The 25,984-nt window shown below is 52.8% G+C and carries 26 protein-coding genes, 1 tRNA gene and 2 other RNA genes (1 of these 29 running past the window's edge); 18 read left to right on the top strand and 11 right to left on the bottom strand.

What is annotated here, in order from left to right; translation table 11 throughout:
- Positions 1 to 57 precede the first annotated feature (57 nt).
- The gene (locus OGX96_RS20895; protein WP_286584159.1) at positions 58 to 894 is read left to right on the top strand and encodes a nucleoside-specific channel-forming Tsx family protein; all 837 of its coding nucleotides are present in this window, start codon (positions 58 to 60) and stop codon (positions 892 to 894) included.
- Between the two features lie 47 nt (positions 895 to 941).
- Here OGX96_RS20895 and OGX96_RS20890 read toward each other — a convergent pair whose 3' ends face one another.
- The 4 genes from OGX96_RS20890 to dsbA all read right to left on the bottom strand — a co-directional run bounded on the left by OGX96_RS20890 (position 942) and on the right by dsbA (position 3,792).
- Positions 942 to 1,628, bottom strand: coding sequence for a Crp/Fnr family transcriptional regulator (locus OGX96_RS20890; protein WP_003832031.1), 687 nt, complete (start codon positions 1,626 to 1,628; stop codon positions 942 to 944).
- Positions 1,629 to 1,749: 121 nt separating this feature from the next.
- A complete protein-coding gene (gene cbpM, locus OGX96_RS20885; protein ID WP_003832033.1) occupies positions 1,750 to 2,043 on the bottom strand; it encodes a chaperone modulator CbpM in 294 nt (97 codons plus the stop codon).
- Positions 2,043 to 2,963 carry a curved DNA-binding protein gene (cbpA, locus tag OGX96_RS20880; RefSeq protein WP_071444952.1) on the bottom strand — a complete coding sequence of 307 codons (921 nt, stop codon included), beginning with the start codon at positions 2,961 to 2,963 and terminating at the stop codon, positions 2,043 to 2,045. The genes cbpM and cbpA overlap by 1 nt, the downstream gene beginning before the upstream one ends.
- A gap of 205 nt (positions 2,964 to 3,168) precedes the next feature.
- A complete protein-coding gene (gene dsbA, locus OGX96_RS20875; protein ID WP_008784313.1) occupies positions 3,169 to 3,792 on the bottom strand; it encodes a thiol:disulfide interchange protein DsbA in 624 nt (207 codons plus the stop codon).
- Between the two features lie 396 nt (positions 3,793 to 4,188).
- Here dsbA and OGX96_RS20870 point away from each other — a divergent pair, with 396 nt between their 5' ends.
- From OGX96_RS20870 to agp, 8 genes are all read left to right on the top strand, one after another.
- The gene (locus OGX96_RS20870) at positions 4,189 to 4,593 is read left to right on the top strand and encodes a VOC family protein (protein WP_003832040.1); all 405 of its coding nucleotides are present in this window, start codon (positions 4,189 to 4,191) and stop codon (positions 4,591 to 4,593) included.
- A gap of 70 nt (positions 4,594 to 4,663) precedes the next feature.
- Positions 4,664 to 5,026: a copper resistance protein gene (locus OGX96_RS20865; RefSeq protein ID WP_234095954.1), complete on the top strand. Its 363-nt coding sequence runs from the start codon at positions 4,664 to 4,666 to the stop codon at positions 5,024 to 5,026.
- Positions 5,027 to 5,074: 48 nt separating this feature from the next.
- Positions 5,075 to 6,955, top strand: coding sequence for a cytochrome c biogenesis protein CcdA (locus OGX96_RS20860; RefSeq protein WP_267449658.1), 1,881 nt, complete (start codon positions 5,075 to 5,077; stop codon positions 6,953 to 6,955).
- Positions 6,952 to 7,575: a DsbA family protein gene (locus OGX96_RS20855; RefSeq protein ID WP_008784317.1), complete on the top strand. Its 624-nt coding sequence runs from the start codon at positions 6,952 to 6,954 to the stop codon at positions 7,573 to 7,575. The genes OGX96_RS20860 and OGX96_RS20855 overlap by 4 nt, the downstream gene beginning before the upstream one ends.
- A complete protein-coding gene (locus OGX96_RS20850) occupies positions 7,565 to 8,071 on the top strand; it encodes a protein disulfide oxidoreductase (protein WP_048235675.1) in 507 nt (168 codons plus the stop codon). The genes OGX96_RS20855 and OGX96_RS20850 overlap by 11 nt, the downstream gene beginning before the upstream one ends.
- A 134-nt stretch (positions 8,072 to 8,205) precedes the next feature.
- Positions 8,206 to 8,961 (top strand): sulfite exporter TauE/SafE family protein, encoded by a 756-nt coding sequence (locus OGX96_RS20845; protein ID WP_048214487.1) that lies wholly within the window; start codon positions 8,206 to 8,208, stop codon positions 8,959 to 8,961.
- Between the two features lie 69 nt (positions 8,962 to 9,030).
- Positions 9,031 to 9,738 carry an ArsR/SmtB family transcription factor gene (locus tag OGX96_RS20840; protein WP_286584158.1) on the top strand — a complete coding sequence of 236 codons (708 nt, stop codon included), beginning with the start codon at positions 9,031 to 9,033 and terminating at the stop codon, positions 9,736 to 9,738.
- An 87-nt stretch (positions 9,739 to 9,825) separates the two neighbouring features.
- Positions 9,826 to 11,067, top strand: a complete 1,242-nt coding sequence (agp, locus tag OGX96_RS20835; RefSeq protein WP_286584157.1) for a bifunctional glucose-1-phosphatase/inositol phosphatase — start codon at positions 9,826 to 9,828, stop codon at positions 11,065 to 11,067.
- A 37-nt stretch (positions 11,068 to 11,104) separates the two neighbouring features.
- On the opposite strand, the gene OGX96_RS20830 is transcribed toward agp, so the two are convergent.
- Together OGX96_RS20830 and wrbA are read right to left on the bottom strand one after the other, a co-directional pair.
- Positions 11,105 to 11,332 carry a YccJ family protein gene (locus OGX96_RS20830; protein WP_003036015.1) on the bottom strand — a complete coding sequence of 76 codons (228 nt, stop codon included), beginning with the start codon at positions 11,330 to 11,332 and terminating at the stop codon, positions 11,105 to 11,107.
- A 20-nt stretch (positions 11,333 to 11,352) separates the two neighbouring features.
- Positions 11,353 to 11,949: an NAD(P)H:quinone oxidoreductase gene (gene wrbA / locus OGX96_RS20825; RefSeq protein WP_286584156.1), complete on the bottom strand. Its 597-nt coding sequence runs from the start codon at positions 11,947 to 11,949 to the stop codon at positions 11,353 to 11,355.
- A 386-nt stretch (positions 11,950 to 12,335) separates the two neighbouring features.
- On the opposite strand from wrbA, the gene OGX96_RS20820 reads away from it, so the two are divergent.
- From OGX96_RS20820 to rutR, 3 genes are all read left to right on the top strand, one after another.
- A complete protein-coding gene (locus OGX96_RS20820) occupies positions 12,336 to 12,509 on the top strand; it encodes a con-10 family general stress protein (protein WP_003036022.1) in 174 nt (57 codons plus the stop codon).
- 161 nt (positions 12,510 to 12,670) lie between these two features.
- Positions 12,671 to 13,585, top strand: coding sequence for a DMT family transporter (locus OGX96_RS20815; protein WP_003832060.1), 915 nt, complete (start codon positions 12,671 to 12,673; stop codon positions 13,583 to 13,585).
- A 58-nt stretch (positions 13,586 to 13,643) separates the two neighbouring features.
- Positions 13,644 to 14,282, top strand: coding sequence for an HTH-type transcriptional regulator RutR (gene rutR / locus OGX96_RS20810; protein WP_003036026.1), 639 nt, complete (start codon positions 13,644 to 13,646; stop codon positions 14,280 to 14,282).
- On the opposite strand, the gene OGX96_RS20805 is transcribed toward rutR, so the two are convergent.
- Positions 14,279 to 14,674, bottom strand: coding sequence for a lysozyme inhibitor LprI family protein (locus OGX96_RS20805; RefSeq protein ID WP_032936250.1), 396 nt, complete (start codon positions 14,672 to 14,674; stop codon positions 14,279 to 14,281). The two genes, rutR and OGX96_RS20805, sit on opposite strands and share 4 nt — an antisense overlap.
- Before the next feature lie 59 nt (positions 14,675 to 14,733).
- Positions 14,734 to 18,696: a trifunctional transcriptional regulator/proline dehydrogenase/L-glutamate gamma-semialdehyde dehydrogenase gene (putA, locus tag OGX96_RS20800; protein ID WP_286584155.1), complete on the bottom strand. Its 3,963-nt coding sequence runs from the start codon at positions 18,694 to 18,696 to the stop codon at positions 14,734 to 14,736.
- 422 nt (positions 18,697 to 19,118) lie between these two features.
- Between putA and putP the strand changes: the two genes are divergently transcribed.
- From putP to phoH, 6 genes are all read left to right on the top strand, one after another.
- Positions 19,119 to 20,627 carry a sodium/proline symporter PutP gene (gene putP, locus OGX96_RS20795; protein WP_286584154.1) on the top strand — a complete coding sequence of 503 codons (1,509 nt, stop codon included), beginning with the start codon at positions 19,119 to 19,121 and terminating at the stop codon, positions 20,625 to 20,627.
- A gap of 213 nt (positions 20,628 to 20,840) precedes the next feature.
- Positions 20,841 to 21,674, top strand: coding sequence for an iron uptake transporter permease EfeU (efeU, locus tag OGX96_RS20790; RefSeq protein WP_003036041.1), 834 nt, complete (start codon positions 20,841 to 20,843; stop codon positions 21,672 to 21,674).
- 58 nt (positions 21,675 to 21,732) lie between these two features.
- Positions 21,733 to 22,860: an iron uptake system protein EfeO gene (efeO, locus tag OGX96_RS20785; RefSeq protein ID WP_286584153.1), complete on the top strand. Its 1,128-nt coding sequence runs from the start codon at positions 21,733 to 21,735 to the stop codon at positions 22,858 to 22,860.
- 5 nt (positions 22,861 to 22,865) lie between these two features.
- Positions 22,866 to 24,149 carry an iron uptake transporter deferrochelatase/peroxidase subunit gene (gene efeB / locus OGX96_RS20780; protein ID WP_008784328.1) on the top strand — a complete coding sequence of 428 codons (1,284 nt, stop codon included), beginning with the start codon at positions 22,866 to 22,868 and terminating at the stop codon, positions 24,147 to 24,149.
- Between the two features lie 247 nt (positions 24,150 to 24,396).
- Complete coding sequence (locus OGX96_RS20775; protein ID WP_172111178.1) at positions 24,397 to 24,693, top strand: hypothetical protein; 297 nt, start codon at positions 24,397 to 24,399, stop codon at positions 24,691 to 24,693.
- Positions 24,672 to 25,460: a phosphate starvation-inducible protein PhoH gene (gene phoH, locus OGX96_RS20770; RefSeq protein WP_003832078.1), complete on the top strand. Its 789-nt coding sequence runs from the start codon at positions 24,672 to 24,674 to the stop codon at positions 25,458 to 25,460. The genes OGX96_RS20775 and phoH overlap by 22 nt, the downstream gene beginning before the upstream one ends.
- 143 nt (positions 25,461 to 25,603) lie before the next feature.
- Here phoH and OGX96_RS20765 read toward each other — a convergent pair.
- From OGX96_RS20765 to OGX96_RS20755, 3 genes are all read right to left on the bottom strand, one after another.
- A non-coding RNA gene (locus OGX96_RS20765) (RtT sRNA) lies at positions 25,604 to 25,740 on the bottom strand.
- Between the two features lie 44 nt (positions 25,741 to 25,784).
- Positions 25,785 to 25,921, bottom strand: a non-coding RNA gene (locus tag OGX96_RS20760) — RtT sRNA.
- 44 nt (positions 25,922 to 25,965) lie between these two features.
- Positions 25,966 to 25,984, bottom strand: a tRNA-Ser gene (locus OGX96_RS20755); it runs 123 nt beyond the window's last position.

Raw genomic sequence — 25,984 nt, 5'->3', positions numbered from 1 at the left:
TCGCCACACCATTTATATGGTGGGGCGATACTCAACCTTACTCAAAGGAATTGAAAAATGCTGAAGAACAATAAGTTAATGATTAAAAAAACAATCCTGGGTGCAGTAGTGGCAATGAGCTGTATGCAAGCATTCGCGGCTGACTATACTGATGGCAACATCCGTAAAAATGATTTTAACTGGATGCAGATGAACTTAATGCAAAGTGTGGACGCGAAAGTGCCATATGGTATTCGCAATGACACCTATCTGGAACTGGAGTTTGGTGCACGCTCTGGCATTATCGATCTGTACGGTTATGTGGATTTCTTTGATATTTTTGATCGCGAGCAGGACGATCGTCATGGGGGGGATAACTTCTTTGCCAAGATATCTCCGCGTTTTTCCCTGGACGCCATTTTTAATAAAGATTTATCCGTTGGGCCGTTTAACGAATTCTATATTGCAACGGTAAATAACATTGGCGACCGGGAATTATTTGAACATTACGTTGGCCTGGGTACAGATGTGAAGGTCCCGTGGTTTGGTCTGGTGGGAATGAACATCTATGCGCACTATGTTCGTGAAAACTACGGTGCGGATAACGAAGGAAAGTGGGATGGTTACATGTTCTCGACTAACTGGTCGACGCCATTCTATACCTTTGCCAACGGCAGTTATCTGAACTATCAGGGGTACTTTGACTACCAGTTCGCCGCGAATAAGATTGCTAATCAACCGTTATACAGCAATAACGCGATTGAATGGTATAACGGTATCTACTGGCATTCAGAGCATTATGCAGTCGGTTATGGCCTGAAGTATTTCCGTAACATGGCATTGATGGAAAACCACGGCGGAGCAGGGCGTACCACCGGGCTCGGTCACTATTTCAGCCTCACCTATAAGTTCTGATTGCGCCGAAATGACACACCGATGCTCTGTTAACGAGCGTTGGTGTGTCAGTCAATGATGTCATTGCCGAGAAATTTACGCAGCCCATCCAGATCCTTAATTTCCAGTCCTTGCTTCGTTCGCGTTACCAGCCCGGCATCCGTCAGCGCTTTAACCGCCCGCCGATAGACCCGGTCGGTAGTACCGAATCGCTCAGCTTCCTGGTATTTTTTATGGAAACCATCCATCGGCTGCTTGTTCTGATGCTGGCGATACAGGTCATACGCCACGTTATGTACGATAGGGTAGAGCATCCGGTGCAGGAAGATTTCCAGCATATCCTGATAATCAATCGCCATTGCACTGGCAAAAAATATCGCCAGTCTGGGGTGCTGATTTAGCGCTTCTTCCAGACGGTCACAGCTGCACACCGCTACGGTCAGTGGTTCTTCCGCGACGATATCAAGCTGGCAGCGATACCCGGTAAAAAACTCCATTTCACCAAACAGCTGCTCGTCGCATTCCATGGCGCCCAACTGGAATCGGCGACCATTCTCCGCGCTGTAACGCAGCGAAATTCTTCCGGATTGCACCATGATCAGTCGATCGACAACCTGTCCCTGGCGGTATAGATACTCATCTTCCTGGATAATCTGCGTTTCAGAGAGCAGTTCCTGAAATATCTTCTCAATCAAGGCATCATCCTGCTGCCAGATGTTGTGAAAACGACCTTTCGTGAGGGGTTTAAGCTGCATGACTCAACGTCTTATTGTTTAAGATAATTCTTATCTCAGACTGTATGCCATCTGCTGGGCAATGTCATTAAGAGCGCGGGGCGGATAATAAAAGGACCAGCACCATGCTGGTCCTGACACACTAAGGATGGCTGATAAAGCGAGACAGGCGCTGGCGCAGCAGGCGGTTTTCCTGGCGTAACTGAGCGTTCTCCTCCAGCAACGTCAGCGCAACGGCAATCCCTGGCCAGTCAAGTTCCAGCTCCTGACGCAGGCGCACCGCGCGACGCATTACTGTCAGCGCATGATCGTCAAACGTCTCGTCTTCATGAGGTTCTATCACCCCTAAGCCGACAATCTCATGCAGTTCTTCTTCTGACACACCGGTGTACAGACAAAATTCGGTAATGGTAAAAGTGACGGTAACGTTAGCCATTATGCTTTCCCCCACTCTTTGCGCGGATCAAAGGTCTTTTGTGCATCCGCCAGTTGTTGCCACAGGGCGGCACTGGCGTCGTCAGGTTTCGGTGGCATGACGATCTTGATCACCGCATACAAATCGCCGGTATGTTTTTTACTTACCAGACCCTTGCCCTTAATGCGGAGTCGCTGGCCGGCCTGACTGCCTGCAGGAATGGTCAGCAGGATGTTCTCTTTCAACGTCGGAACGGTTACTTTCGCACCCAGCGCAGCTTCCCACGGCGCGAGGGGAACGACAACTTCCAGATCCTGATTAACAATATCGAACAGCGGATGCGGCGCAATATGAATCACCAGCCACAAATCACCGTTCGGTCCACCGTTTTCGCCGGGGGTACCCTGGCCTTTCAGACGGATACGCTGACCGTTACCGACGCCAGCCGGAATTTTCACATTCAGCGTTTTAGGAATTTCTCGTTCTACCATGCCAAACGCATTATAGACTGGCAGGTTGTAACTGATAGTGCGGCTATGCTCAGTAAGCGTTTCTTCGAGGAATACGGCAACTTCAATTTCAATGTCGTGCCCGCGGCTGGCAGGGCGCTGGCGCGACTGGTGCGCACGCTGGCCAAAAATGGAGGAGAAGATATCGTCGAAATCTTCGGCGCTGTAGCTTTGATTCTCCCCTTGCTGGAATTGACGGCTGAACTGTGGGTCGTTGCGGTGCTGCCACAGCTGGTCGTACTCGGCGCGTCGCTGCTCATCACTCAAAACTTCCCAGGCTTCTGCAACCTCTTTAAACCGGGCCTCTGCGTCAGTCTCTTTGCTGACATCAGGATGATATTTACGGGCGAGTCGACGATAGGCGGTCTTGATTGTCTTGAGATCGTCTGTCGGTTTCACGCCCATAATGGCGTAATAATCCTTTAATTCCATAGCGTTCTCTCGTGTAAATCAACACTTGCAGAAGGTGAACCCTGACAACAGGTATCACCGCTAAGTTTAGGGTAATCCTGATAACGGCGAATGCCAACCGGGAAGGGAGGATATTGCGATAAACGATGCAGGCATTGCACCACCAACAGCGCAGTTGAGGTTACGGCATCTGTTGTGTGGTGCGAAAAATGAGATTAGCTAAACATCAGGATTTGCTTATCAGGAAGCGGACCGTATCAGCATAGTTTTGCACGAATGCATTAAGATCATCTGACTTCAGTCCTTTTGGATTGATCATATATTTTCCGTTGATAAAAATGGCGGGCACACCGGTTAAATCAACTGCCTTCGCCATTTCTTGCTGCTTAGCGGTCAGTGATTTCACGGCAAAGCTATTCCATGCCGCATCATAATCACTGGCGCTGACGCCCGCGCTGATAAATACGTTACGAATATCGTCCGCTGTTTTAACGGTTTGTTTTTTCTGAACGGCATCAAAAAGCAACGGCTTAACTTTATCTTGTACGTTCAACAGCATGGCGACGGACCAGGCGTGGGTCATGTCTTGCCCCAGCGGACCTAAAAAGTCGACGTGGTATTCGGTGAGTTTGACATCTGCAGGCAATACTTTTTTCACGTTATCAGTGATTTCAAAAACTTCATCGTACTGATAACAGGAAGGACAATAGAATGAGAAAAACTTCAGTGCGGCTGGAGCGGAAGCGACAGGTTTTTCCAGTGAGATATACTCTTTGCCGTCGGTAAATGATGCTGCCTGAGCGCTAACTGTAAAAAGTAACCCAATCAGGGGTAATAAATATTTTTTCATTTCCATATACTCTAAATAACATTTAATAAACAAATTATCTGCTAATGAATACGTTATTCATTGCGTCTGAATATAATAAGGAAATTCTCTGGAAATGCGCTGACCCTTACTTTCATTTACGCATTAGTACGTGGTGGGCATTATCTGTGTGCTGTCATGGAAATATCTTTCGGCATTCTTCGTAAATAGTGAATGATAACTTGGGTGATATTTTCAGGGGTGTTTTTAGCAATGTTATAGTGTAATAAATAAAGGCGGGAATATGATTAATTATCATTTCGTTTTTAAAGCGTGAATTGCAGGTTGTTGCGTTAAGTTCTGCAAATAACTCCGTAGATTTTCTTTTTCTTGTCGCGCGTGAATGAATAGGGTAAGTGTCAGAGATGAGCAACCCAAATGGATATCGCTATGATCGACCACCTGGATCACCTGGTACTAACCACCAATCATGAAGAGGCTTGCGTACGTTTCTATGTCGAGCTTTTAGGCATGAGGCTGGAAACCTTCGCGCAAGGTCGGAAAGCCTTCGTCTTTGGCAATCAGAAAATCAATCTCCACATTCGGGGAAAAGAGTTTGAACCCAAAGCCTACGCGCCAACGCCGGGGGCGCTGGATTTATGTTTTATCACCACGCGTACGCTGGAAGAGGTGATGGAGACGTTTCAAACCCACGGAGTCGAGATTATTGAAGGGCCCGTTGCACGTACCGGTGCGACAGGACCTATTCGCTCGGTGTATGTCAGGGATCCCGATCTTAATCTGATTGAAATCGCGGTATATCCAGCAGATAGCAGGACATAACTTTACAGCGGAAAGGTTGCCAAAACCTGGCGAGTGGTTAAGATAACTCGCATCAATGAGTGAGGGTATAATGGCGATACGTCAACGGATGGGATGGTGGTTCCTCTGTCTGGCATGTGTTGTGGTGATGGTTTGCACCGCACAACGCATGGCGGGCCTGCACGCGTTGCAGATGGATACCGCCGTTACAAGCGTTGTCGCCAGCGCACAAGTGCAGACCGATGAGGCCTCACCCGTTACCCCTTGTGAACTGAGTGCGAAATCATTACTGGCTGCGCCACCCGTATTGTTTGAAGGTGCTATTCTGGTGCTGTGCCTGCTGCTGTCATTGCTGGCGCCAGTACGGGCGTTTCGTCTACCTTTTTTCCCACCGCGAGCCATCTCGCCGCCCACTCTCCGGGTGCATCTCCGATTTTGCGTCTTCCGTGAATGACAGAACAGCAGTTGCTGACTGTTAGATAATTATTCACGGAGAAAAACTATGATGACTGTTTTCAGACAGGCGCTGCTCTGTCTGTTATTGCTATGGCTGCCCGTATCCTGGGCGGCTGAACCCGGCTGGCTGCGTTCACCCGATAACGATCACGCCAGCGTGCGGTTACGCGCTGATACGTCCGCAGGCGGAGAAACCCGTCTGTTGCTGGATGTCAAACTGGAGGACGGCTGGAAAACCTACTGGCGTTCTCCGGGCGAGGGAGGCGTTGCACCTGCTATCGCCTGGAAAGGGGAAATGCCCGCGGTCGACTGGTTCTGGCCAACCCCTGCTCGTTTTGAGGTCGCCAATATCACTACTCAGGGGTATCACGATAAGGTGACGTTCCCGATGGTGGTGCGCGGTAGAGCGCCCGCCACGCTCAGCGGCGTTTTGACGCTATCCACCTGTAGCAACGTTTGCCTGTTGACGGATTTTCCTTTTTCCGTGACGCCCACAGCCCAGGACCCGACTTTTGCACATGACTATGCTCAGGCGATGGGACAGATCCCACTTGCCAGCGGCCTGACCGATGCTCTGAGCGCTGGCGCACGGGCGGGAGAGTTAGTCGTCGAGGCTCGCCGTGCGGGAGGCTGGACTGAACCAGGGCTGTATCTGGATGCTGTTGATGATGCGGATTTTGGCATGCCGCAAATTCATGTTGAGGGGGAGACGTTACGCGCTACGGTACCTGTACATGACGGTTGGGGAGAAGGCGCGCCGGATCTGCGTGGTAAGTCAGTCACGCTGGTGCTGGCAGACAACGGTGTTGCCCAAGAGAGTCGTCTTGCGATTGGCGAAGCCCCGGTTGTTGAGAACGCCTCACTCCCACTGTGGCAAGTGGTGCTCATGGCGCTGCTGGGCGGTTTGATCCTCAATCTGATGCCTTGTGTGTTACCGGTTCTGGGCATGAAGCTGGGCTCTATTTTGCTGGTCGAGGAAAAAAGTCGTCGCCAGATCCGTCGTCAGTTCCTCGCATCGGTAGCCGGAATACTGGTCTCGTTTATGGCTCTGGCGCTATTGATGACGGTGCTGCGTTTAACCAATCAAGCCCTTGGCTGGGGGATCCAGTTTCAGAATCCGTGGTTCATTGGCGTCATGGTGCTAGTGATGCTGACGTTCAGTGCCAGCCTGTTCGGGTGGTTTGAATTCCGACTCCCTTCTGCTATGACCACCACGCTGGCGACTCACGGCGGCAACGGACTGTCGGGACATTTCTGGCAAGGTGCATTTGCGACACTGCTTGCCACGCCGTGCAGTGCCCCGTTTCTGGGAACGGCGGTGGCGGTAGCATTGACTGCTTCGCTGCCGACGTTGTGGGGATTGTTTATCGCACTTGGGCTGGGGATGAGCTTACCGTGGCTGCTGGTGGCCCTGCGTCCCGGTCTGGCGCTGCGTTTGCCGCGGCCAGGGCGGTGGATGAATATTTTGCGGCGTCTGCTTGGCGTGATGATGCTGGGTTCGGCTATCTGGCTTGCGACGTTGCTGCTCCCACACTTAGGGTTTAGCGGACAAAGTAGCGCTAAAGAAAGCGTGAACTGGCAACCGCTAAGCGAGCAGGCGATTGAGGATGCGCTGGCGCAACATAAGCGCGTGTTCATTGACGTCACAGCCGACTGGTGCATCACCTGTAAGGTAAACAAATACAACGTGTTGCATAAAGAAGACGTACAGGCCGCATTGCAACAGCCGGATGTGGTGGCGCTGCGCGGCGACTGGACACTCCCTTCTGAAGCTATTACCGAATTTCTAAAAAAACGCGGCCAGGTTGCTGTGCCGTATAACCAAATTTATGGCCCCGGTCTGCCGGATGGCCAGGCGTTACCCACGTTGTTAACCCGCGATGCGGTACTGCAAACGTTGAATGATGCCAAAGGAGTAACCCCATGAAAATGATGATTGTTCTGTTGTTAACCCTGTTTTCTGCCGTCAGTATCGCGAAAGAGCCTGCGCCGTTTACCCCGGAACAGGAAAAGCAAATTGAAGCATTAATTCAGGAAGCCTTGTTTAACGATCCCAACAGCCCGCGGATTGGCGCGAAGCAGGCGAAACTGACCCTGATAAACTTCACCGATTACAACTGCCCATACTGCAAGCAGTTGGATCCAATGCTGGAAAAAATTGTGCAGAAATACCCTGACGTGGCGGTAGTGATTAAACCGCTGCCGTTTAAAGGTGAAAGTTCGGAACTGGCGGCGCGGACCGTGCTGACCACATGGCATGAGCATCCGCAACAGTCCCTGGCATTACATGAAAAATTGATGCAGAAGAAGGGCTACCATACCGACGTCAGTATCAAACAGGCGCAGGAAAAAGCGGGGGCCAGTCCGGTGACGCTGGACGCCCAAAGTGCTGAAACGCTGAGCACTAACCTGCAACTGGCGAGACTGGTGGGGGTGCAGGGAACCCCGGCAACGATTATTGGTGATGAACTTATTCCCGGCGCGGTGCCGTGGGAAACCCTTGAGGAAGTGGTAAAAGAAAAACTGGCGGCGGCCAATGCTCAGTAAACTGCGCCGCTGGTTGCGCGAAGGGCTGATCTTACTGGCTCTGTTGGCGGGGGCAATGCTGCTGATGGATGTCTGGCGCGCGCCGCAGCTCCCTGCCTCCTTTGACAGCACGCCTTTACAAACACTGGATGGTGAAACCGTCACGCTGGCGGCGCTCAGCAAAGACGAGCCGGTGTTGCTTTATTTCTGGGCGAGCTGGTGCGGCGTATGCCGCTTCACGACGCCGGAAGTCGCCAGGCTGCGTTCGGAAGGGGAAAATGTGATGACCATTGCGTTACGTTCCGGAAATGAAGCTGAGGTATCTCGCTGGCTGTCGCGTAAAGGCGTGGACTTTCCGGTCATCAATGATGCGAACGGGGCCATTTCCCGCAGTTGGGCAATCAGCGTCACGCCAACGCTGGTGGTGATGTCACAAGGTCGGGTAGTATCAACCACCAGCGGCTGGACCAGCTACTGGGGCATGAAACTTCGGTTGTGGTGGGCGAAAACGTTCTGATAAATGTGCCGGGGAAACCCGGCATTTTTTATGGCGTCGCCCTCCCCAGGAAGGCATATTTCGTTGCCTGACGAAGCAAACACGGTGATTAACGTCCAGAATCAGTCATCTTCTCTTTTCCAGGAAAGTGCAACATGACGAGTTCTTTAGCGTTTGGACCCGCTCTGGTGGTGATGATTGCCGCCACATTTGTCCTCGCCGGGATGGTGAAAGGCGTTACGGGTATGGGGTTACCCACCGTGGCTATGGGGATCCTCGGATCGCTTATTTCGCCGGTTGCCGCGGCGGCCATGCTGTTATTGCCTTCGCTGATAAGCAATTTGTTCCAGTTTGGCGGTGGTGGAAATACACGCCAATTACTCAAACGACTGTGGCCAATGCTGCTGACAGTAGTGGTGGCGACACTGCTTGCCAGCGCCTGGATTACCGGTGGTGACACCACCCGAACTCAGTTTGCACTCGGCGTAGCGCTGGTGGCCTACGCTATCTGGACGCTGGCGGGAAAGAAAATCGCGGTGGCCCCGCAGCGTGAAAAACCGTACTCCCTCGTTATTGGATTTGTGACCGGCTTATTGACCGGCGGAACCGGGGTGTTTGTGATGCCCGCCGTGCCCTGGATCCAGTCCCTCGGCTTTGAGAAAGATGAACTGGTGCAGGCGCTCGGGATCTCTTTTACCTTTTCGACCCTGGCATTGGCGCTGGGTCTGTGGTGGCACAACGCGCTGCCCATACAATCGCTAAGTTTGTCGGCTTTGGCCATTGTTCCTGCGCTGATTGGCCAATGGATAGGTACCCGTGTGCGAAGGGTTATTTCTCCGCTCGTGTTTAAACGCTGTTTTCTGTTTTGTCTGGTCGGGTTGGGTACAGAGATGATGCTACGTGCCGTGTGACCGGTGCGGTGACTTTGCGCGACTTTCATGGCATCGTTAATTCAGAGATTCAGGGCCAATGAGGTCGTTATGGCGTCCGTGATGTTACATGAAGAAGAGGGCGATCTGGAGTCGAAAATGGCACTCACTGCGGCAGTGATGGCCGATAAATCGCGCTCGCGTATGTTGTGCGCCCTAATGGATGGCTGCGCCTGGACTGCCACTGAGCTCAGCGCGGTGGCGGATATATCCGCGTCGACCGCCAGCGCGCATCTCGCGCGTCTGTGCGAACAACGTTTTGTTGTTGCGTTGGCGCAGGGCAGACATCGTTATTTTCGCCTTGCAGGTTCCGATATCGCTGAACTGCTGGAACGCCTGATGGGCGTTGCGTGGGCGACATCAACGCCCCGCAGAATCACTACACCGCCAGGTTTGCGCCATGCCCGCACCTGCTACGACCATCTCGCCGGAGAGGTCGCGGTGAGGTTGTTCGATACGCTGGTTTCCCGTCAGTGGTTAACGCCGGATGGTGAAACGCTGACTCCTCTTGGGCAGGAAAAGCTGGCACAGATGGGGATTGTCCTGGCGGCGGGCTCATCCCGGCGGAAGTTAACCTGCGGTTGTCTGGACTGGAGCGAACGACGTTATCATCCTGGTGGTGTGCTTGGCGCAACGCTGCTGCGCTGGCTCACTGAACAGCGATGGATAAAAACCGAACAGGGCAGCCGCCATGTCATCTTCACACCTCTTGGCATTCGTAAACTCGAAACCGAGTTTGGTGTTAAAACGACACGCTAGATGGTCTGTTTTGCGAAAGCGTTCCCGGAAATATGTCATATTTCTGTCACACTCTGTTGTGATTGATAACAACAAGAGGTCGTAGGGATGAATAAATCGTTAATCGCCACAGCCGTGGCAGGGGCTGTCTTATTGTCAACCGCCGCGCAGGCGCAGGCCGCGCCGGAAGGCTATCAGCTTCAGCAAGTATTGATGATGAGTCGGCATAACTTACGCGCACCTTTAGCCAATAATGGCAGCGTTCTTGAGCAGTCCACCCCCAAACAATGGCCAGAATGGGATGTCCCCGGTGGGCAACTCACTACTAAAGGCGGTGTGCTGGAAATCTATATGGGCCACTACATGCGAGAGTGGCTGGCAGAGCAGGGGATGGTGAAATCGGGCGAATGCCCGGCACCGAACACGGTCTATACCTATGCTAACAGCCTGCAGCGTACGGTCGCCACGGCGCAGTTCTTTGTCACCGGTGCTTTCCCTGGTTGCGATGTTCCGGTCCATCATCAGGAAAAAATGGGCACCATGGATCCCACCTTTAACCCGGTGATCACCGATGATTCCGCCGCCTTCAGCCAGCAGGCCGTTCAGGCCATGGAGAAAGAGCGCAGCAAAATGCAGCTCAACGATAGCTATCAGTTGCTTGAGCAAATGACCGACTACAAAGACTCTCCGTCCTGCAAAGAAAAACAGCAGTGTTCCCTGACCGATGCCAAAGATACGTTTAGCGCGAAGTACCAGCAGGAGCCAGGCGTTTCGGGGCCGCTGAAGGTGGGAAATTCGCTGGTTGATGCCTTCACGCTGCAATATTACGAAGGCTTCCCGATGGACAAGGTTGCCTGGGGCGAGATTAAATCCGATCAGCAGTGGAAGGTTCTGTCGAAGCTGAAAAACGGCTATCAGGATAGCCTGTTCACCTCCCCGGAAGTGGCGCAGAACGTCGCCAAACCGCTGGTGAAATATATTGACAATGCGCTGGTTACTGAACGCACGAAAGCACCGAAAATAACCGTGCTGGTGGGGCATGATTCAAATATCGCTTCGTTGCTCACCGCGCTGGATTTTAAACCGTACCAGCTTCACGATCAGAACGAGCGTACACCGATTGGCGGGAAGATTGTCTTCCAGCGCTGGCATGACAGCAATGCAAATCGTGATCTGATGAAAATCGAGTATGTGTATCAGAGCTCGCAGCAGTTGCGTAATGCAGACGTTCTGACGCTGAAATCCCCGGCGCAGCGCGTAACGCTGGAGCTGAAAGGATGTCCGATAGATGCGGATGGTTTTTGCCCGATAGATAAGTTCGATAGCGTGCTGAATGAGGCGGCTAAGTAAAAGAAAACTCCCCCGTGTTCGCGGGGGAGTCAGCGCGCTAGACGTTTTTGCGTTCGATAGTCTGTTCACCCCAAAAGAGCGAATCTTTGTCTGTTTTTTCAAAGGCTTTGATGAGTACCTCATCGCTACCTTCTTCCCAAATTTTTTCCGCCAGTTTCTCGTCATAATGTGCGACTTCAAAAATGGCTTCGGCTATTTCCGGCGATGTATTGCGCAGACTTGCCCATTCGCCGACGCGATGGGCTTTCGCTTCTTGAGTTGGCATTCGAATCCTCCTGTTGAAGATTAGCCGTTGAGTTTTACTGCCAGACCTGCGACATATTCACCCTGATAGCGGGCGATAGATAACTCTTCCTGACTTGGCTGGCGGGAGCCGTCGCCTCCGGCAATGGTGGTTGCACCGTAAGGGGTACCGCCGCGAACTTGAGAGACATCAAACAGCTCTTGCGCCGCGTAACCGATAGGTACAATCACCATCCCATGGTGGGCAAGCGTAGTCCAGGTTGATGTAATGGTTTGTTCCTGACCGCCGCCGGTTCCCGTTGAGCTGAATACGCTGGCGAGTATGCCGTACAGGCCGCCAGAGGCCCACAGCCCGCCAGTCTGGTCGAGGAAGGTACGCATCTGACCAGACATATTGCCAAAGCGCGTGGGAGTACCAAAAATGATGGCGTCGTAATCAGCCAGTTCTTGCGGGGTTGCGACTGGTGCGTTTTGTGTTTTGCCGCCAGCCTTAAGGAAAATCTCGGGCTGCATGGTCTCTGGTACACGCTTAATAATCACTTCCGCGCCATCTACCTTATTTGCGCCTTCTGCGACTGCGTGGGCCATAGTTTCAATGTGTCCGTACATGGAATAATAAAGCACCAGAACTTTTGCCATTTTACACTACTCCTCGAGTTAACCGTGTCCGTAGCGATTCGCTACCTACCTTTAAAGATATGACGTACTGTCAGGAGTGCAAATTTCACAATCACTTCTTTGATTTATAACAATTTTTATAACAACCTTCTTTGTAGCAAAATGATACATATTTAACCGGGTAGAATTCGGTAGTCATAAGAAAGACTTATTGATTTCTTATGGTGATTATTTCTTTGTCACTCCTGATCCTGTTGCAGGATATTACAGTTAGCGTCTGCCCTGGTCACACTTCACTATGCTTATTCCCACGCAGTTATTTTCAGGGCCTCGCCCGTAACGCTGCGTGAGGTATCACTCCTCAGTACCTATGCAATATGATGTCTAATCAATGACGGAGGTCAGTAATGGCAAACCATCGGGGCGGTTCCGGCAACTTTGCGGAAGACCGCGAAAGAGCATCAGAAGCAGGTCGAAAAGGTGGCCAGCACAGCGGGGGCAACTTCAAGAATGACCCGCAACGCGCTTCAGAGGCAGGCAAAAAAGGGGGCAAAAATAGTCACGGCAACAACAAATCGTAATTGTCGGGCTATCTGTCAGATATGTCGTGACGGCTGAGAGTCAGAGACAGACGTTACGTAGCCACCGCCGCCGGGTCTTTCCGGCGGTTTTTTTTGTCTGCAAGGTTGAACTGTAACAAAACGCAACGCAGACTAATGACATTCAGTTAATCGGGTGTCTCATGTCATTACTTTCTCGTTATTCCTTCTCTGTTAAACCTCAGGAAGCGATCCTCATTGTGATCACCATGTTCTGGGGTGGCACGTTTTTGGCGGTGCAATATGCCGTTACCCTGAGCGGCCCTTTTTTCTTTGTCGGTGTGCGTTTTGCCACTGCCGCGCTGGCGGTCGCGCTTTTGTCGTTACACACACTGCATAAGCTGACGTGGCTGGAAGTTAAAGCAGGGGTTGCAATCGGTATCGCAATTGCGCTGGGTTATAGTCTGCAAACCTGGGGGTTACAGTTTATTCCCAGCAGTAAATCGGCGTTTATTACCGCGATGTACGTACCGTTGGTGCCGCTTTTACAATGGTTGTGTCTGGGACGCATGCCAGGTCTGATGCCGTGCGTCGGCATTGTGCTGGCCTTTATCGGATTGATATTTCTTGCCGGACCGGGAGGCAATTTACTGGCTTTAGGCGAAGGCGAGTGGATCACGCTCGCCGGTGCGGTGGCGATTGCGGCAGAAATTATCCTGATTAGCGCGTGGGCAGGAAAAGTGGATGTTCGTCGGGTAACGGTAGTGCAACTGGCAACCGCTTCGATAGTGGCGTTTATGGCGATGGGACCGGCCGGAGAGACCGTACCACCAATGTCTACCGGATTGCTGGTGGTGGCGCTGGGGCTGGGTATTTTTAGCGCGATTATTCAGGTCACCATGAACTGGGCGCAGCGCAGCGTTTCGCCGACGCGCGCGACGGTTATTTATACCGGTGAACCGGTGTGGGCGGGGATCTTTGGCCGTCTGGCGGGTGAACGCTTACCGCTACTTGCATTGCTTGGTGCGGCATTCATTATTGTTGGCGTACTGGTCAGCGAGCTGAAGTTCAAAAAGAAAAAAGCACTTGGACAAGAGGCGCCGCCGGAATCGCTTTAATTTAACCATTCACCGCGTGATTTGGTATGCTGACGCCCTCACAAGAAGGAGAGGGCGCATGGTCCAACGCGCAGAGAAAAAAACAGGTAAGCGCTCGCAGGCCGTCAGTGCAAAACGCCAGGCCATCTTAACCGCGGCATTAAATATCTTCTCCCAATATGGGATCCACGGCACGCGCCTGGAGCAGGTGGCAGAGCAGGCGGGCGTGTCTAAAACCAATCTACTTTATTACTACCCGTCAAAAGAGGTGCTTTATATCGCCGTTTTACGGCAGATCCTCGACATCTGGCTGGCTCCATTGAAAGCTTTTCGCGAAGACTTTGCGCCGCTAGTGGCCATTAAAGAATACATTCGCCTTAAGCTGGAAGTGTCGCGCGATTACCCTCAGGCCTCACGGCTGTTTTGTATGGAGATGCTGGCCGGAGCGCCTTTATTGATGGCAGAACTGGAGGGGGATCTTAAAACGCTAATTGATGAGAAATCCGCGCTGATTGCCGGTTGGATCAAAAGCGGAAAACTGGCTCCGGTCGATCCGCATCATCTGATTTTTATGATTTGGGCTTCAACTCAGCACTACGCCGATTTTGCCCCACAGGTAGAGGCGGTGACGGGCGCAACGCTGCGTGATGAAGCCTTTTTTAACCAAACGGTGGAGAGCGTACAGCGGATGATTATTGAAGGGATCCGCGTGCGTTAACTGGCCGGCGGTAACGGGCAGCTTAAATCGCCTTCTTCACACTGCAAAAGTGAGGCGAGAAACGCTTCGCGCTCGTTGGTCTTATCCGTCAGGCACTGGCTGGAAATCATCGCCTGAACGCTACCGCCTTCAGTGCCAGAACTGATTAACGCACAGTCCGCATCGCGCAAAGTTATCCAGGATATTTGCGCTTTTTTCAGTAAATCGCGCTGGGTTGGGGCGGCGCGCTTCAGCGCATTCTGATAAGTTTCATTAAGTTTGGCGTCGGCCGCCTTATACTGCTCTGCCGCACAGGTGTTCATCTCAATCTGCGTGTTCGCGTTGGCGCAGTCATCCGCCAGCGCTTGGCCGCTAAGCAGCAGCGCTGCACATGTCAGTACGATTCGTTTCATGCTTCCCTCTGGCTTAATAAAAAAAGGCCCCGTTACCGGAGCCTTAATTAACCACAACCTTAGCCGATTGTCATCAGGCTGGCGTTCCCCCCAGCTGCGGCGGTATTGACGCTCAGGGAGCGCTCAATATACAACCTTTCCATCAGGATATTGCTTTCGCCGCGGGCAAAGCCCTGGACCGACACAATCGCCCCTTCGCGGGCCGCCACCGCTTCACACAGTGCGCGAAGCTGATCGGAATCACCGTGGAAAATAACCGCATCAAACGGCTGCGTAGTGATGTTGTCCGCTTTGGCAAACTGGATGCGCCCGGAAACTACTGCTGGCAGGCGTTTTGCCAGGTCGCGATGGAATGTATCATCCGGCCACAGAATTAAGCTACCAACGGAAGTTACAGCGGCAACCTGTACCAGCGCATCCTGTTCATCATCGGCGATACACAGCACGCGTTCGCGCGGCAACAGCGTCCAGGTATTGCGCTCGCCGGTGGGTCCTGGCAGCAGGCGTTGCGTTCCGGCCTGCGCCAGTTCACCAAACTGTTGGCAGAGCGCACGCAGTGCTGGACGATCGGTTGCCCATTCGCTAAGCGCTTCCAGCGGCTGAACGAGCGCCGTTTTAAGCTGTGCATCGACAGGGTATTCGGCATCCTGACGGGCAAGCGTAATGCCTAACGCATTTTCCGGACGGTTTGCCAGCAGGCGGTACAGATACAGCGGTCCACCCGCTTTTGGCCCGGTTCCTGACAAGCCTTCGCCACCGAATGGCTGCACTCCGACGACGGCGCCGACCATATTGCGGTTAACGTACAGGTTACCCACATGTGCCGAACCCGTGACCTGGGCGATGGTTTCATCGATACGGGTGTGCACGCCCAGCGTCAGGCCGTAGCCGGAGGCATTAATTTGCTCAATCAGGCTGCCCAGATTGTTGCGGGTGTAACGCACAACGTGCAGTACCGGACCGAACACCTCTTTTTGCAATTCGTCGAAGCTTTCCAGCTCGATAAGCGTCGGCGCGATAAAGGTACCGGTTTGCCATTCACGCGCATCGTCGCTGTTTTCGCGCGCGGCCTGGAACACCGGACGCCCTTTGGCGCGCATGGCCTGAATATGGCGCTCAATATTGGCTTTGGCTTCTTCATCGATTACCGGTCCAATATCGGTGGTCAGGCGGCCCGGGTTACCCATGCGACATTCCGCCATTGCGCCACGCAGCATTTTCAGCGTATGGTCGGCGACATCGTCCTGCAGACACAGGACGCGAAGCGCGGAGCAGCGCTGTCCGGCGCTGTCAAAGGCAGAAGCCAGAACGTCGACCACGACCTGTTCCGTTAACGCAGAAGAGTCGACGATCATGGCGTTCATCCCGCCGGTTTCGGCGATAAGCGGGATTGGACGCCCCTGAGCATCCAGGCGGGTCGCGATATTACGTTGCAACAGCGTGGCGACTTCCGTTGAGCCGGTAAACATGACGCCGCGTACGCGCTCATCGGAAGTGAGCTGTGCCCCGACCGTTTCGCCCTGGCCGGGCAACAGTTGCACCACGCCTGGCGGCACGCCTGCTTCGAGTAAAATGGCAATACCCTGGGCGGCAATCAGCGGAGTTTGTTCCGCGGGTTTTGCCAACACGCTGTTGCCCGCCGCCAGCGCAGCGGCAATCTGCCCGGTGAAAATGGCCAGCGGGAAGTTCCAGGGGCTGATACAGACCACCGGCCCTAACGGACGATGGGTTTCATTATCGAAGTCATCGCGGACCTGACCGGCATAATAGTGCAGGAAGTCTACCGCTTCGCGCACTTCCGCAATGGCGTTGCTGAAAGTTTTGCCCGCTTCGCGCACCAGAATGCCAATTAACTGCTGCATCTGGCCTTCCATCAGAACGGCGGCACGATGCAAAATAGCGGCGCGCTCTTGTGGCGGTGTGGCGAACCAGATCGGCGCGTTATTTACCGCGTTCTGCAATGCCTGTTCCACTTCGCTGTGAGTCGCTTCACGCACGTAACCGACAATGTCTTTCGGTTCGGCTGGGTTGACGACTGGGGTCATTTCACCGTCAGCAACCGGATGTTCGAGCATCGGTTTAGCGTGCCATTTTTGCAGCGCGCTGTTGAGCAGGGCGGAGGACAGTGAGGCCAGACGATGTTCGTTCGCTAAATCCAGTCCGCCTGAGTTTTCGCGGCCTTTACCGTACAGGTCACGCGGCAGGGCAATCTTCGGATGTGGCAGACCAGCCTGGCCTTCCTGCTGCGCCAGTTTTTCAACGGCTTCGACCGGATCGGCTACCAGTTCATCCAGCGGCAGGGTAGTGTCTGCAATGCGGTTGACGAACGATGTGTTGGCGCCGTTTTCCAGCAGACGACGCACCAGGTATGCCAGCAGCGTTTCATGCGTGCCTACCGGTGCATAAATGCGGCATGGACGATTCAGTTTGCCATCGGCAACTTTACCTGTGACCTGCTCATACAGCGGTTCGCCCATACCGTGCAGGCACTGGAACTCGTACTGACCCGGATAGTAGTTTTGACCGGCCAACTGATAAATCGCCGCCAGCGTATGGGCGTTGTGGGTGGCGAACTGCGGGTAGATCAGATTCGGCACCGCAAGCAGTTTTTTCGCACAGGCCAGATAGGAAACGTCGGTGTAGACCTTACGGGTATAGACCGGATAACCTTCCAGACCGTCCATTTGCGCACGTTTGATTTCGCTATCCCAGTAGGCGCCCTTAACCAGGCGGATCATCAGGCGACGGCGGCTGCGCGTGGCGAGGTCAATCAGGTAGTCGATAACATACGGGCAGCGCTTCTGGTAGGCCTGAATAACAAAGCCGATACCGTTCCAGCCCGCCAGTTCAGGTTCAAAGCACAGCTTTTCCAGCAGATCGAGGGAGATCTCCAGTCGGTCGGCCTCTTCAGCATCGATATTGATACCGATGTCGTACTGGCGGGCCAGCAGAGTAAGCGACTTCAGACGCGGATAGAGTTCATCCATCACGCGGTCATACTGCGCGCGGCTATAACGCGGATGCAGCGCTGACAGCTTGATAGAAATGCCCGGCCCTTCATAGATGCCGCGACCATTTGAGGCTTTACCAATGGCGTGGATTGCCTGTTGGTACGAAACCATATAAGCCTGGGCATCGGCGGCAGTCAGAGCTGCTTCGCCCAGCATGTCGTAAGAGTAGCGGAAACCTTTTTCTTCCAGTTTACGGGCGTTAGCCAGCGCTTCGGCGATAGTCTCTCCGGTGACGAACTGCTCGCCCATCAGGCGCATTGCCATGTCGACGCCTTTACGCACCAGTGGTTCACCGCTTTTACCGATAATACGGTTGAGTGAGCGTGAGAGGCTGGCTTCATTATGCGTAGAAACCAGACGACCGGTAAACAACAGCCCCCAGGTCGCCGCGTTGACGAACAGGGACGGGCTACGTCCAATGTGCGACTGCCAGTTGCCGTTGCTGATTTTGTCGCGGATTAACGCATCGCGGGTTGCCTTATCAGGAATACGCAGCAGGGCTTCGGCCAGGCACATCAGCGCGACCCCTTCCTGTGAAGAAAGTGAGAATTCCTGCAATAAACCTTGTACCATCCCGGCGCGGCCGCTGGCGGTCTTTTGGTTACGCAGTTTGTCGGCCAGATCGTACGCCAGCTTGTGCGCTTGCTCTGCGATGGGTTGCGGCAGACGAGCCTGTTCCATCAGCATCGGCACAGCATCGGTTTCGGCTCGGCGGTACGCGGCGGTGATTGCTGCGCGGGAAACTGACTGCGGCAGGATCTGTTCGGCAAATTCCAGGAAAGGCTGATGCGCTTCATTCTGCGGCGTGGTTGACTCCTCACCCTCATTCGCGGCACCCGCCAGCAGGGCCGGCAGTTCAGGAAGCGCGTCGTCATTTTCCAGTCTTTCGAGATAATTAAAGATGGCTTGCTTGATCAGCCAATGTGGCGTGCGATCGATTCGTGATGCTGCTGTTTTAATACGCTCGCGAGTGGCGTCATCCAGTTTAACCCCCATCGTGGTGGTTCCCATGCCGTTTACTCCTGTTGTACTGAAATACGGGTCTGATAGTTACCGAGAAATATCTACTATGTTGCAACTTTGTGCAACCGTGTTAAATGTGACTTGGTTTGCAAGCTTGGAAATGAATGAGATGTTAATAAATATGAGTCTTATGATGTGGGCTGTATAAATTACAGAATCTTTTTCTCTGCGGTAGTTAACACTTTTAAAAGGTGCAACCGAAAAAAATGTGAGAGAGTGCAACCTACAGAAAAATGCTATCTACTCTGGATCAAATTTGATGTAAATGGTGTGTTAAATCGATTGTGAATAACCATCGCTTCCGGCAGGATACGGTCGCCCTGGTCAACATAGATATCTTTGCCACGTTCCGGCAGGGTAATAAAACGGCAAGCCACGGCATTGCTGATACATAATTTTGGAGAGTTTTGATGGCTATTAGCACACCGATGTTAGTGACATTCTGTGTCTATATTTTCGGCATGATATTGATAGGGTTTATTGCATGGCGTTCAACCAAAAACTTTGACGATTACATTCTCGGTGGACGCAGTCTGGGTCCATTCGTGACCGCGTTATCCGCCGGGGCATCTGACATGAGCGGCTGGTTGCTGATGGGTCTGCCTGGCGCGATTTTCCTGTCGGGGATTTCAGAAAGCTGGATCGCCATCGGCCTTATTTTGGGCGCCTGGATCAACTGGAAGCTGGTGGCCGGACGTTTACGCGTACACACCGAATACAATAACAATGCGCTGACGTTACCGGATTACTTTACCGGTCGCTTTGAAGATAAAAGCCGAATTCTGCGTATTATCTCCGCGCTGGTTATTCTGCTGTTTTTCACCATCTATTGTGCTTCCGGTATTGTGGCAGGGGCTCGTCTGTTTGAAAGCACCTTTGGCATGAGCTACGAAACAGCACTGTGGGCGGGCGCGGCCGCGACGATCATTTATACCTTTATTGGTGGTTTCCTGGCGGTTAGCTGGACCGATACCGTCCAGGCCAGCCTGATGATCTTTGCTTTGATCCTGACCCCGCTGATGGTAGTCATTGGCGTGGGTGGATTCGACGATTCGCTGGAAGTGATTAAACAAAAGAGCATTGAGAACGTGGACATGTTCAAAGGGCTGAATTTTGTTGCCATCATTTCCCTGATGGGCTGGGGTCTGGGCTACTTTGGTCAGCCGCATATTCTGGCGCGCTTTATGGCTGCAGATTCCCACCATAGCATCGTTCATGCTCGCCGCATTAGCATGGCCTGGATGATTCTGTGTCTGGCAGGTGCTGTGGCCGTGGGCTTCTTTGGTATTGCTTACTTTAACAACAACCCACAGCTTGCCGGTGCCGTTAACCAGAACGCCGAGCGTGTGTTTATTGAACTGGCGCAAATCCTGTTCAACCCGTGGATTGCCGGTATCCTGCTGTCTGCGATCCTCGCTGCGGTTATGTCGACCCTGAGCTGCCAGCTGCTGGTGTGCTCCAGCGCAATCACCGAAGATTTGTACAAAGCGTTCCTGCGTAAAAATGCCAGCCAGAAAGAGCTGGTGTGGATTGGCCGCATCATGGTGTTGGTCGTGGCGCTGGTGTCTATCGCGCTGGCGGCGAACCCGGAGAACCGTGTACTTGGTCTGGTAAGCTACGCCTGGGCGGGCTTCGGCGCTGCGTTTGGTCCGGTAGTCCTGTTCTCCGTAATGTGGTCGCGTATGACCCGCAACGGCGCGCTGGCAGGGATGATCATTGGTGCGGTGACGGTAATCGTCTGGAAACAGTTTGCCTGGCTGGGTCTGTATGAAATCATCCCGGGCTTTGTTTTCGGCAGCATCGGTATTGTGGTCTTCAGCCTGTTGGGTAAAGCGCCTTCAACTGCTATGCAGCAACGTTTTGCCGAGGCTGATGCGCATTATCACTCAGCTCCGCCATCGCGTTTACAGGCAGAATAATCTGCCTCTGTCTTCAAGCCCGCCGCGTGCGGGCTTTTTTATTGCTTCCGTTGTAAACCTGCTATAACCATTACCCGCCTGGCTTTTTACATTCAGTCATCATTCTCAAAACATTCTGCTTGAGTTTTTCTTTGCTGTAATGATAATCACTATCACTGTAATTTACTTTTCTTTTCATCAATTGACTGAGAATAACGTTTAAGGGTTCTTCGCATGTTTGTTCCATTTCTAATTATGTTGCGCGAAGGGTTAGAGGCCGCGCTGATTGTCAGCCTGATTGCCAGCTACCTGAAACGGACTCAGCGTGGTCGATGGATTGGTGTGATGTGGATTGGTGTTCTGCTGGCGGCGGCGTTATGCCTGGCGTTAGGGATTTTCATCAACGAAACCACCGGTGAATTTCCGCAAAAGGAACAGGAGCTGTTTGAAGGCATCGTGGCGGTCATTGCCGTGGTGATCCTCACCTGGATGGTGTTCTGGATGCGTAAAGTTTCGCGCAACGTCAAAGTCCAGCTTGAACAGGCTGTCGATAACGCGTTGCAACGCGGCAACCATCACGGCTGGGCGCTGGTGATGATGGTCTTTTTTGCTGTTGCCCGTGAAGGGCTGGAGTCGGTGTTCTTTCTACTGGCAGCATTCCAGCAGGATGTAGGTATCTGGCCGCCGTTAGGCGCGATGCTCGGGCTGGCTACCGCGGTGGTTCTGGGTTACCTGATTTACCTCGGCGGTATTCGCCTCAACCTCGGGGCATTCTTTAAATGGACCAGCCTGTTCATTTTGCTGGTGGCTGCCGGTCTTGCCGCTGGGGCAATCCGCGCTTTCCACGAAGCCGGGTTGTGGAATCATTTTCAGGATGTGGCGTTTGACCTGAGCAGCGTGCTGTCGACGCATTCACTGTTTGGCACATTGATGGAAGGCATTTTCGGCTATCAGGAAGCGCCAAGCGTTAGTGAAGTCGCTGTCTGGTTTATCTACCTGATTCCGGCGTTGATTATGTTTGCGTTACCGCCGCGTTCAGGCACTACGGCATCGCGTACCGCACCTTGATAAAAACGCGATGCAGAATACTTTTTAGTTACAACATACTTATTTATAGGGATAGGTTATGACGTTTAATTTTCGCCGTAGTGCGCTGCAGCTAGGTATCGCCGCGCTGTTTGCCTCCGCTTTTAATGCACAAGCTGCCGATATTCCGCAGGTGAAAGTCACGGTTAACGACAAACAATGTGAACCGATGACTATCACGGTTAATGCCGGGAAAACGCAGTTCATCATCCAGAACCATAGCCAGAAAGCGCTGGAGTGGGAGATCCTCAAAGGCGTTATGGTGGTTGAAGAGCGCGAAAACATTGCACCAGGCTTTAGCCAGAAAATGACCGCTAACCTCCAGCCTGGCGAATATGATATGACCTGCGGTCTGTTGACTAACCCGAAAGGCAAACTGATCGTAAAAGGTAGCGCAACGGCGGATGCCGCGCAAAGCGATGCTCTGCTGAGTCTGAGCGGCGCGATTACCGAATACAAAGCCTATGTGACAGCCGAAACCGCGCAGTTGGTTGCGGGCACTAAAGCCTTTACCGATGCGATTAAAGCAGGCGATCTGGAAAAAGCGAAATCGCTGTATGCGCCAACCCGTCAGCATTATGAGCGTATTGAACCGATTGCTGAACTGTTCTCCGATCTCGACGGCAGCATTGATGCGCGGGAAGATGATTACGAACAAAAAGCCGCCGATCCTAAATTCACCGGCTTCCACCGTCTGGAGAAAACGCTGTTTGGCGACAATACCACCAAAGGTATGGATAAGTACGCCGACCAATTAAACAGCGATGTTCTTGACCTGCAAACGCGTATTAGCGAGCTGGCTTTCCCACCGTCTAAAGTTGTTGGCGGGGCAGCAGGACTGATTGAAGAAGTTGCTGCCAGCAAAATCAGTGGGGAAGAAGATCGCTATAGCCATACCGATCTGTGGGATTTCCAGGCCAACGTCGATGGTGCGCAGAAAATTGTCGATCTCTTGCGTCCTCAGTTGCAAAAATCCAATGCTGAACTGCTTGCGAAGGTGGATGCGAACTTCAAAAAGGTCGATACCATTCTGAGCAAGTACCGTACCAAAGACGGCTTTGAAACCTATGACAAACTGACTGATGCCGATCGTAATGCACTGAAAGGGCCAATCACGACGCTGGCGGAAGATTTGTCGCAATTACGCGGTGTTCTGGGTCTGGATTAAGCACTATGCAGCAAGATAATGAAAACGGCGTGAGCGAACCGTCACGCCGACGTTTACTGAAAGGGATGGGCGCCCTGGGTGGGGCGCTGGCGCTGGCGGGTGGGTGTCCGGTTGCCCACGCGCAAAAACCACAAAGCGCGCCGGGCACGTTGTCTCCGGATGCTCGTAGTGAAGCGCAGCCGTTTTATGGTCAGCATCAGGCGGGGATCCTGACGCCGCAGCAGGCATCAATGATGCTGGTGGCATTCGATGTTCTCGCCAGCGATAAGGCCGATCTTGAGCGTTTATTCCGGTTGCTGACCAGCCGGTTTGCGTTTCTGACCACCGGTGGACCGGCGCCGGATACGCCGAATCCGCGTCTTCCCCCTATGGATTCAGGTATCCTTGGCGCATACATTGCGCCAGACAACCTGACGATGACGTTGTCAGTCGGCTCCTCGCTGTTTGATGAACGCTATGGCCTGAAATCCCAGATGCCGAAAAAGCTGCAAAAAATGACCCGCTTCCCGAATGATTCACTGGATGCGGCGCTATGTCATGGCGATGTGTTGCTGCAGATTTGTGCCAACACCCAGGACACCGTCATCCACGCGTTGCGCGATATCATTAAACATACGCCCGATCTCCTTAGCGTGCGCTGGAAACGTGAAGGTTTTATTTCCGACCACGCCGCACGTAGTAAAGGCAAAGAGACCCCGGTCAATTTGCTTGGCTTTAAAGACGGCACCGCGAATCCGGACGCTACGGATGCGAAGTTGATGCAAGACGTGGTGTGGGTTACGGACGGGCAGGGCGAGCCTGCCTGGGCGCAAGGCGGAAGCTATCAGGCCGTCAGGCTCATTCAGTTTCGCGTTGAGTTCTGGGATCGTACGCCGCTGAAAGAGCAGCAAACGATTTTTGGTCGCGATAAACACACTGGCGCACCGCTGGGTATGCAGCATGAGCATGATGTGCCTGACTATGCCAGCGATCCTGAAGGCGAGGTGATTGCGCTCGACAGCCATATCCGTCTCGCAAATCCGCGTACGAAAGAGACCGACTCCAGCCTGATGATGCGTCGTGGCTACAGTTATTCGCTCGGTGTGACTAATTCCGGTCAACTGGATATGGGGCTGTTGTTTGTCTGCTATCAACACGATCTGGAAAAAGGTTTTTTGACAGTGCAGAAACGTCTGAACGGTGAAGCGCTGGAAGAATATGTCAAACCGATTGGTGGGGGATATTTCTTTGCTTTGCCGGGTGTTAAAACTGCAGATAATTATCTGGGACAGTCTCTGCTTGAAGCCTGATGATTATGCCCCGCAGTACAGCGGGGTTTTTCCTGACATCTTGATGAAGGAACAAACTATTTTTTATGATCGGTATGCGACTGAAATAATTCTGTCATCTTTCTGCAAGAGACTGTCTCTGGTGATAAGATAGAATTTAAGTTAACAACAAGTAAAAATATTGTTGCATTAGCGAAAGGTTATGATGTACTTATAAGTAATAGCGGTAGTTCCCGGCGGTGATTGTCATTCACTATGGAGATCGCGAATGGAAAAGTCCTGTATTGGACACGTTTTTCACAGTAACAGCAGTACCTTACGCGGACGTTTCTCTTCCGGTAGCCTCCTCGTCACCGCTAAATCTCTCTCTCATTCACTTCTTATCTTCGCAACTGACGCCCTGTACGGTGCGCGTAGCTGTGCGTGGCGTCTTATCCGAAAGCAAGCAATGGCTTACAAGGAAGCCAACCCTCAGATGTTCGTGCGCATAATCGTGCCGCCAACGGCGCGTGTGATGTATACCTACAACTCAAGGTGCTATCCATGGGAAGACAAAAAGCAGTGATCAAAGCTCGTCGTGAAGCAAAACGTGTGCTGAGGCGGGATTCGCGTAGCCATAAGCAACGTGAAGATGAATCGGTCACCTCGCTTGTGCAGATGGGCGGCGTAGAAGCGATTGGTATGGCGCGTGACAGTCGCGACGCCTCGCCAATCACGGCGCGGAATGAAGCTCAGGCGCACTACCTGAATGCTATCGAGAGTAAACAGCTGATCTTCGCCACCGGTGAAGCCGGGTGTGGTAAAACCTGGATCAGCGCGGCAAAAGCAGCAGAGGCCCTGATCCATAAAGATGTGGACAGGATCATTGTAACCCGTCCAGTTCTGCAAGCTGATGAAGACCTCGGCTTCTTACCTGGAGATGTTTCCGAGAAGTTTGCTCCCTATTTTCGCCCCGTGTATGACGTGCTTGTCAAACGACTGGGAGCCTCCTTCATGCAATATTGCCTGCGACCTGAGATTGGTAAGGTGGAAATCGCGCCGTTCGCCTATATGCGTGGACGTACATTTGAAAATGCAGTGGTCATTCTTGACGAGGCTCAGAACGTCACTGCTGCGCAAATGAAGATGTTTTTGACCCGCCTCGGGGAGAATGTGACGGTGATTGTGAATGGGGATGTGACCCAGTGCGATCTACCAGCTCACGTTCGCTCAGGGCTTAGCGATGCGCTGGCCCGTTTCGAAGAAGATGAGATGGTTGGGATTGTTCGTTTCAATAAAGACGATTGCGTCCGCTCTGCGCTCTGTCAGCGGACGCTCAACGCTTACAACTGATAAGTACTCTGTCTTCAAGGCCCGGGAAACCGGGCTTTGTTGTTTGACGTTAACACATGACCGGTCGGGGCTTCTCATCCCCCCGTAGATGTGCAACATGCGAAAAAAAAGCCCGTACTTGTGTACGAGCTCTTCTTAAAATATGGCGGTGAGGGGGGGATTGACTCGCTTTGCTCGCCCTTCGGGCAGCCCACTCACTCCGTTCGCGGTCTGTCCAGCTGGCTGCGCCAGCAGTCGAACCCCGGTCAGGGTTTCTCATCCCCCCGCAGATGTGCAATATGTGAAAAAAAAGCCCGTACTTGCGTACGAGCTCTTCTTAAAATATGGCGGTGAGGGGGGGATTGACTCGCTTTGCTCGCCCTTCGGGCAGCCCACTCACTCCGTTCGCGGTCCGTCCAGCTGGCTGCGCCAGCAGTCGAACCCCGGTCGGGGTTTCTCATCCCCCCGCAGATGTGCAATACGTGAAAAAAAAGCCCGTACTTGCGTACGAGCTCTTCTTAAAATATGGCGGTGAGGGGGGGATT

The sequence above is a fragment of the Citrobacter sp. Cpo100 genome (assembly GCF_030332595.1).
Lineage (GTDB): Bacteria > Pseudomonadota > Gammaproteobacteria > Enterobacterales > Enterobacteriaceae > Citrobacter > Citrobacter portucalensis.
This window is presented reverse-complemented; position numbering and strand designations above follow the sequence as displayed.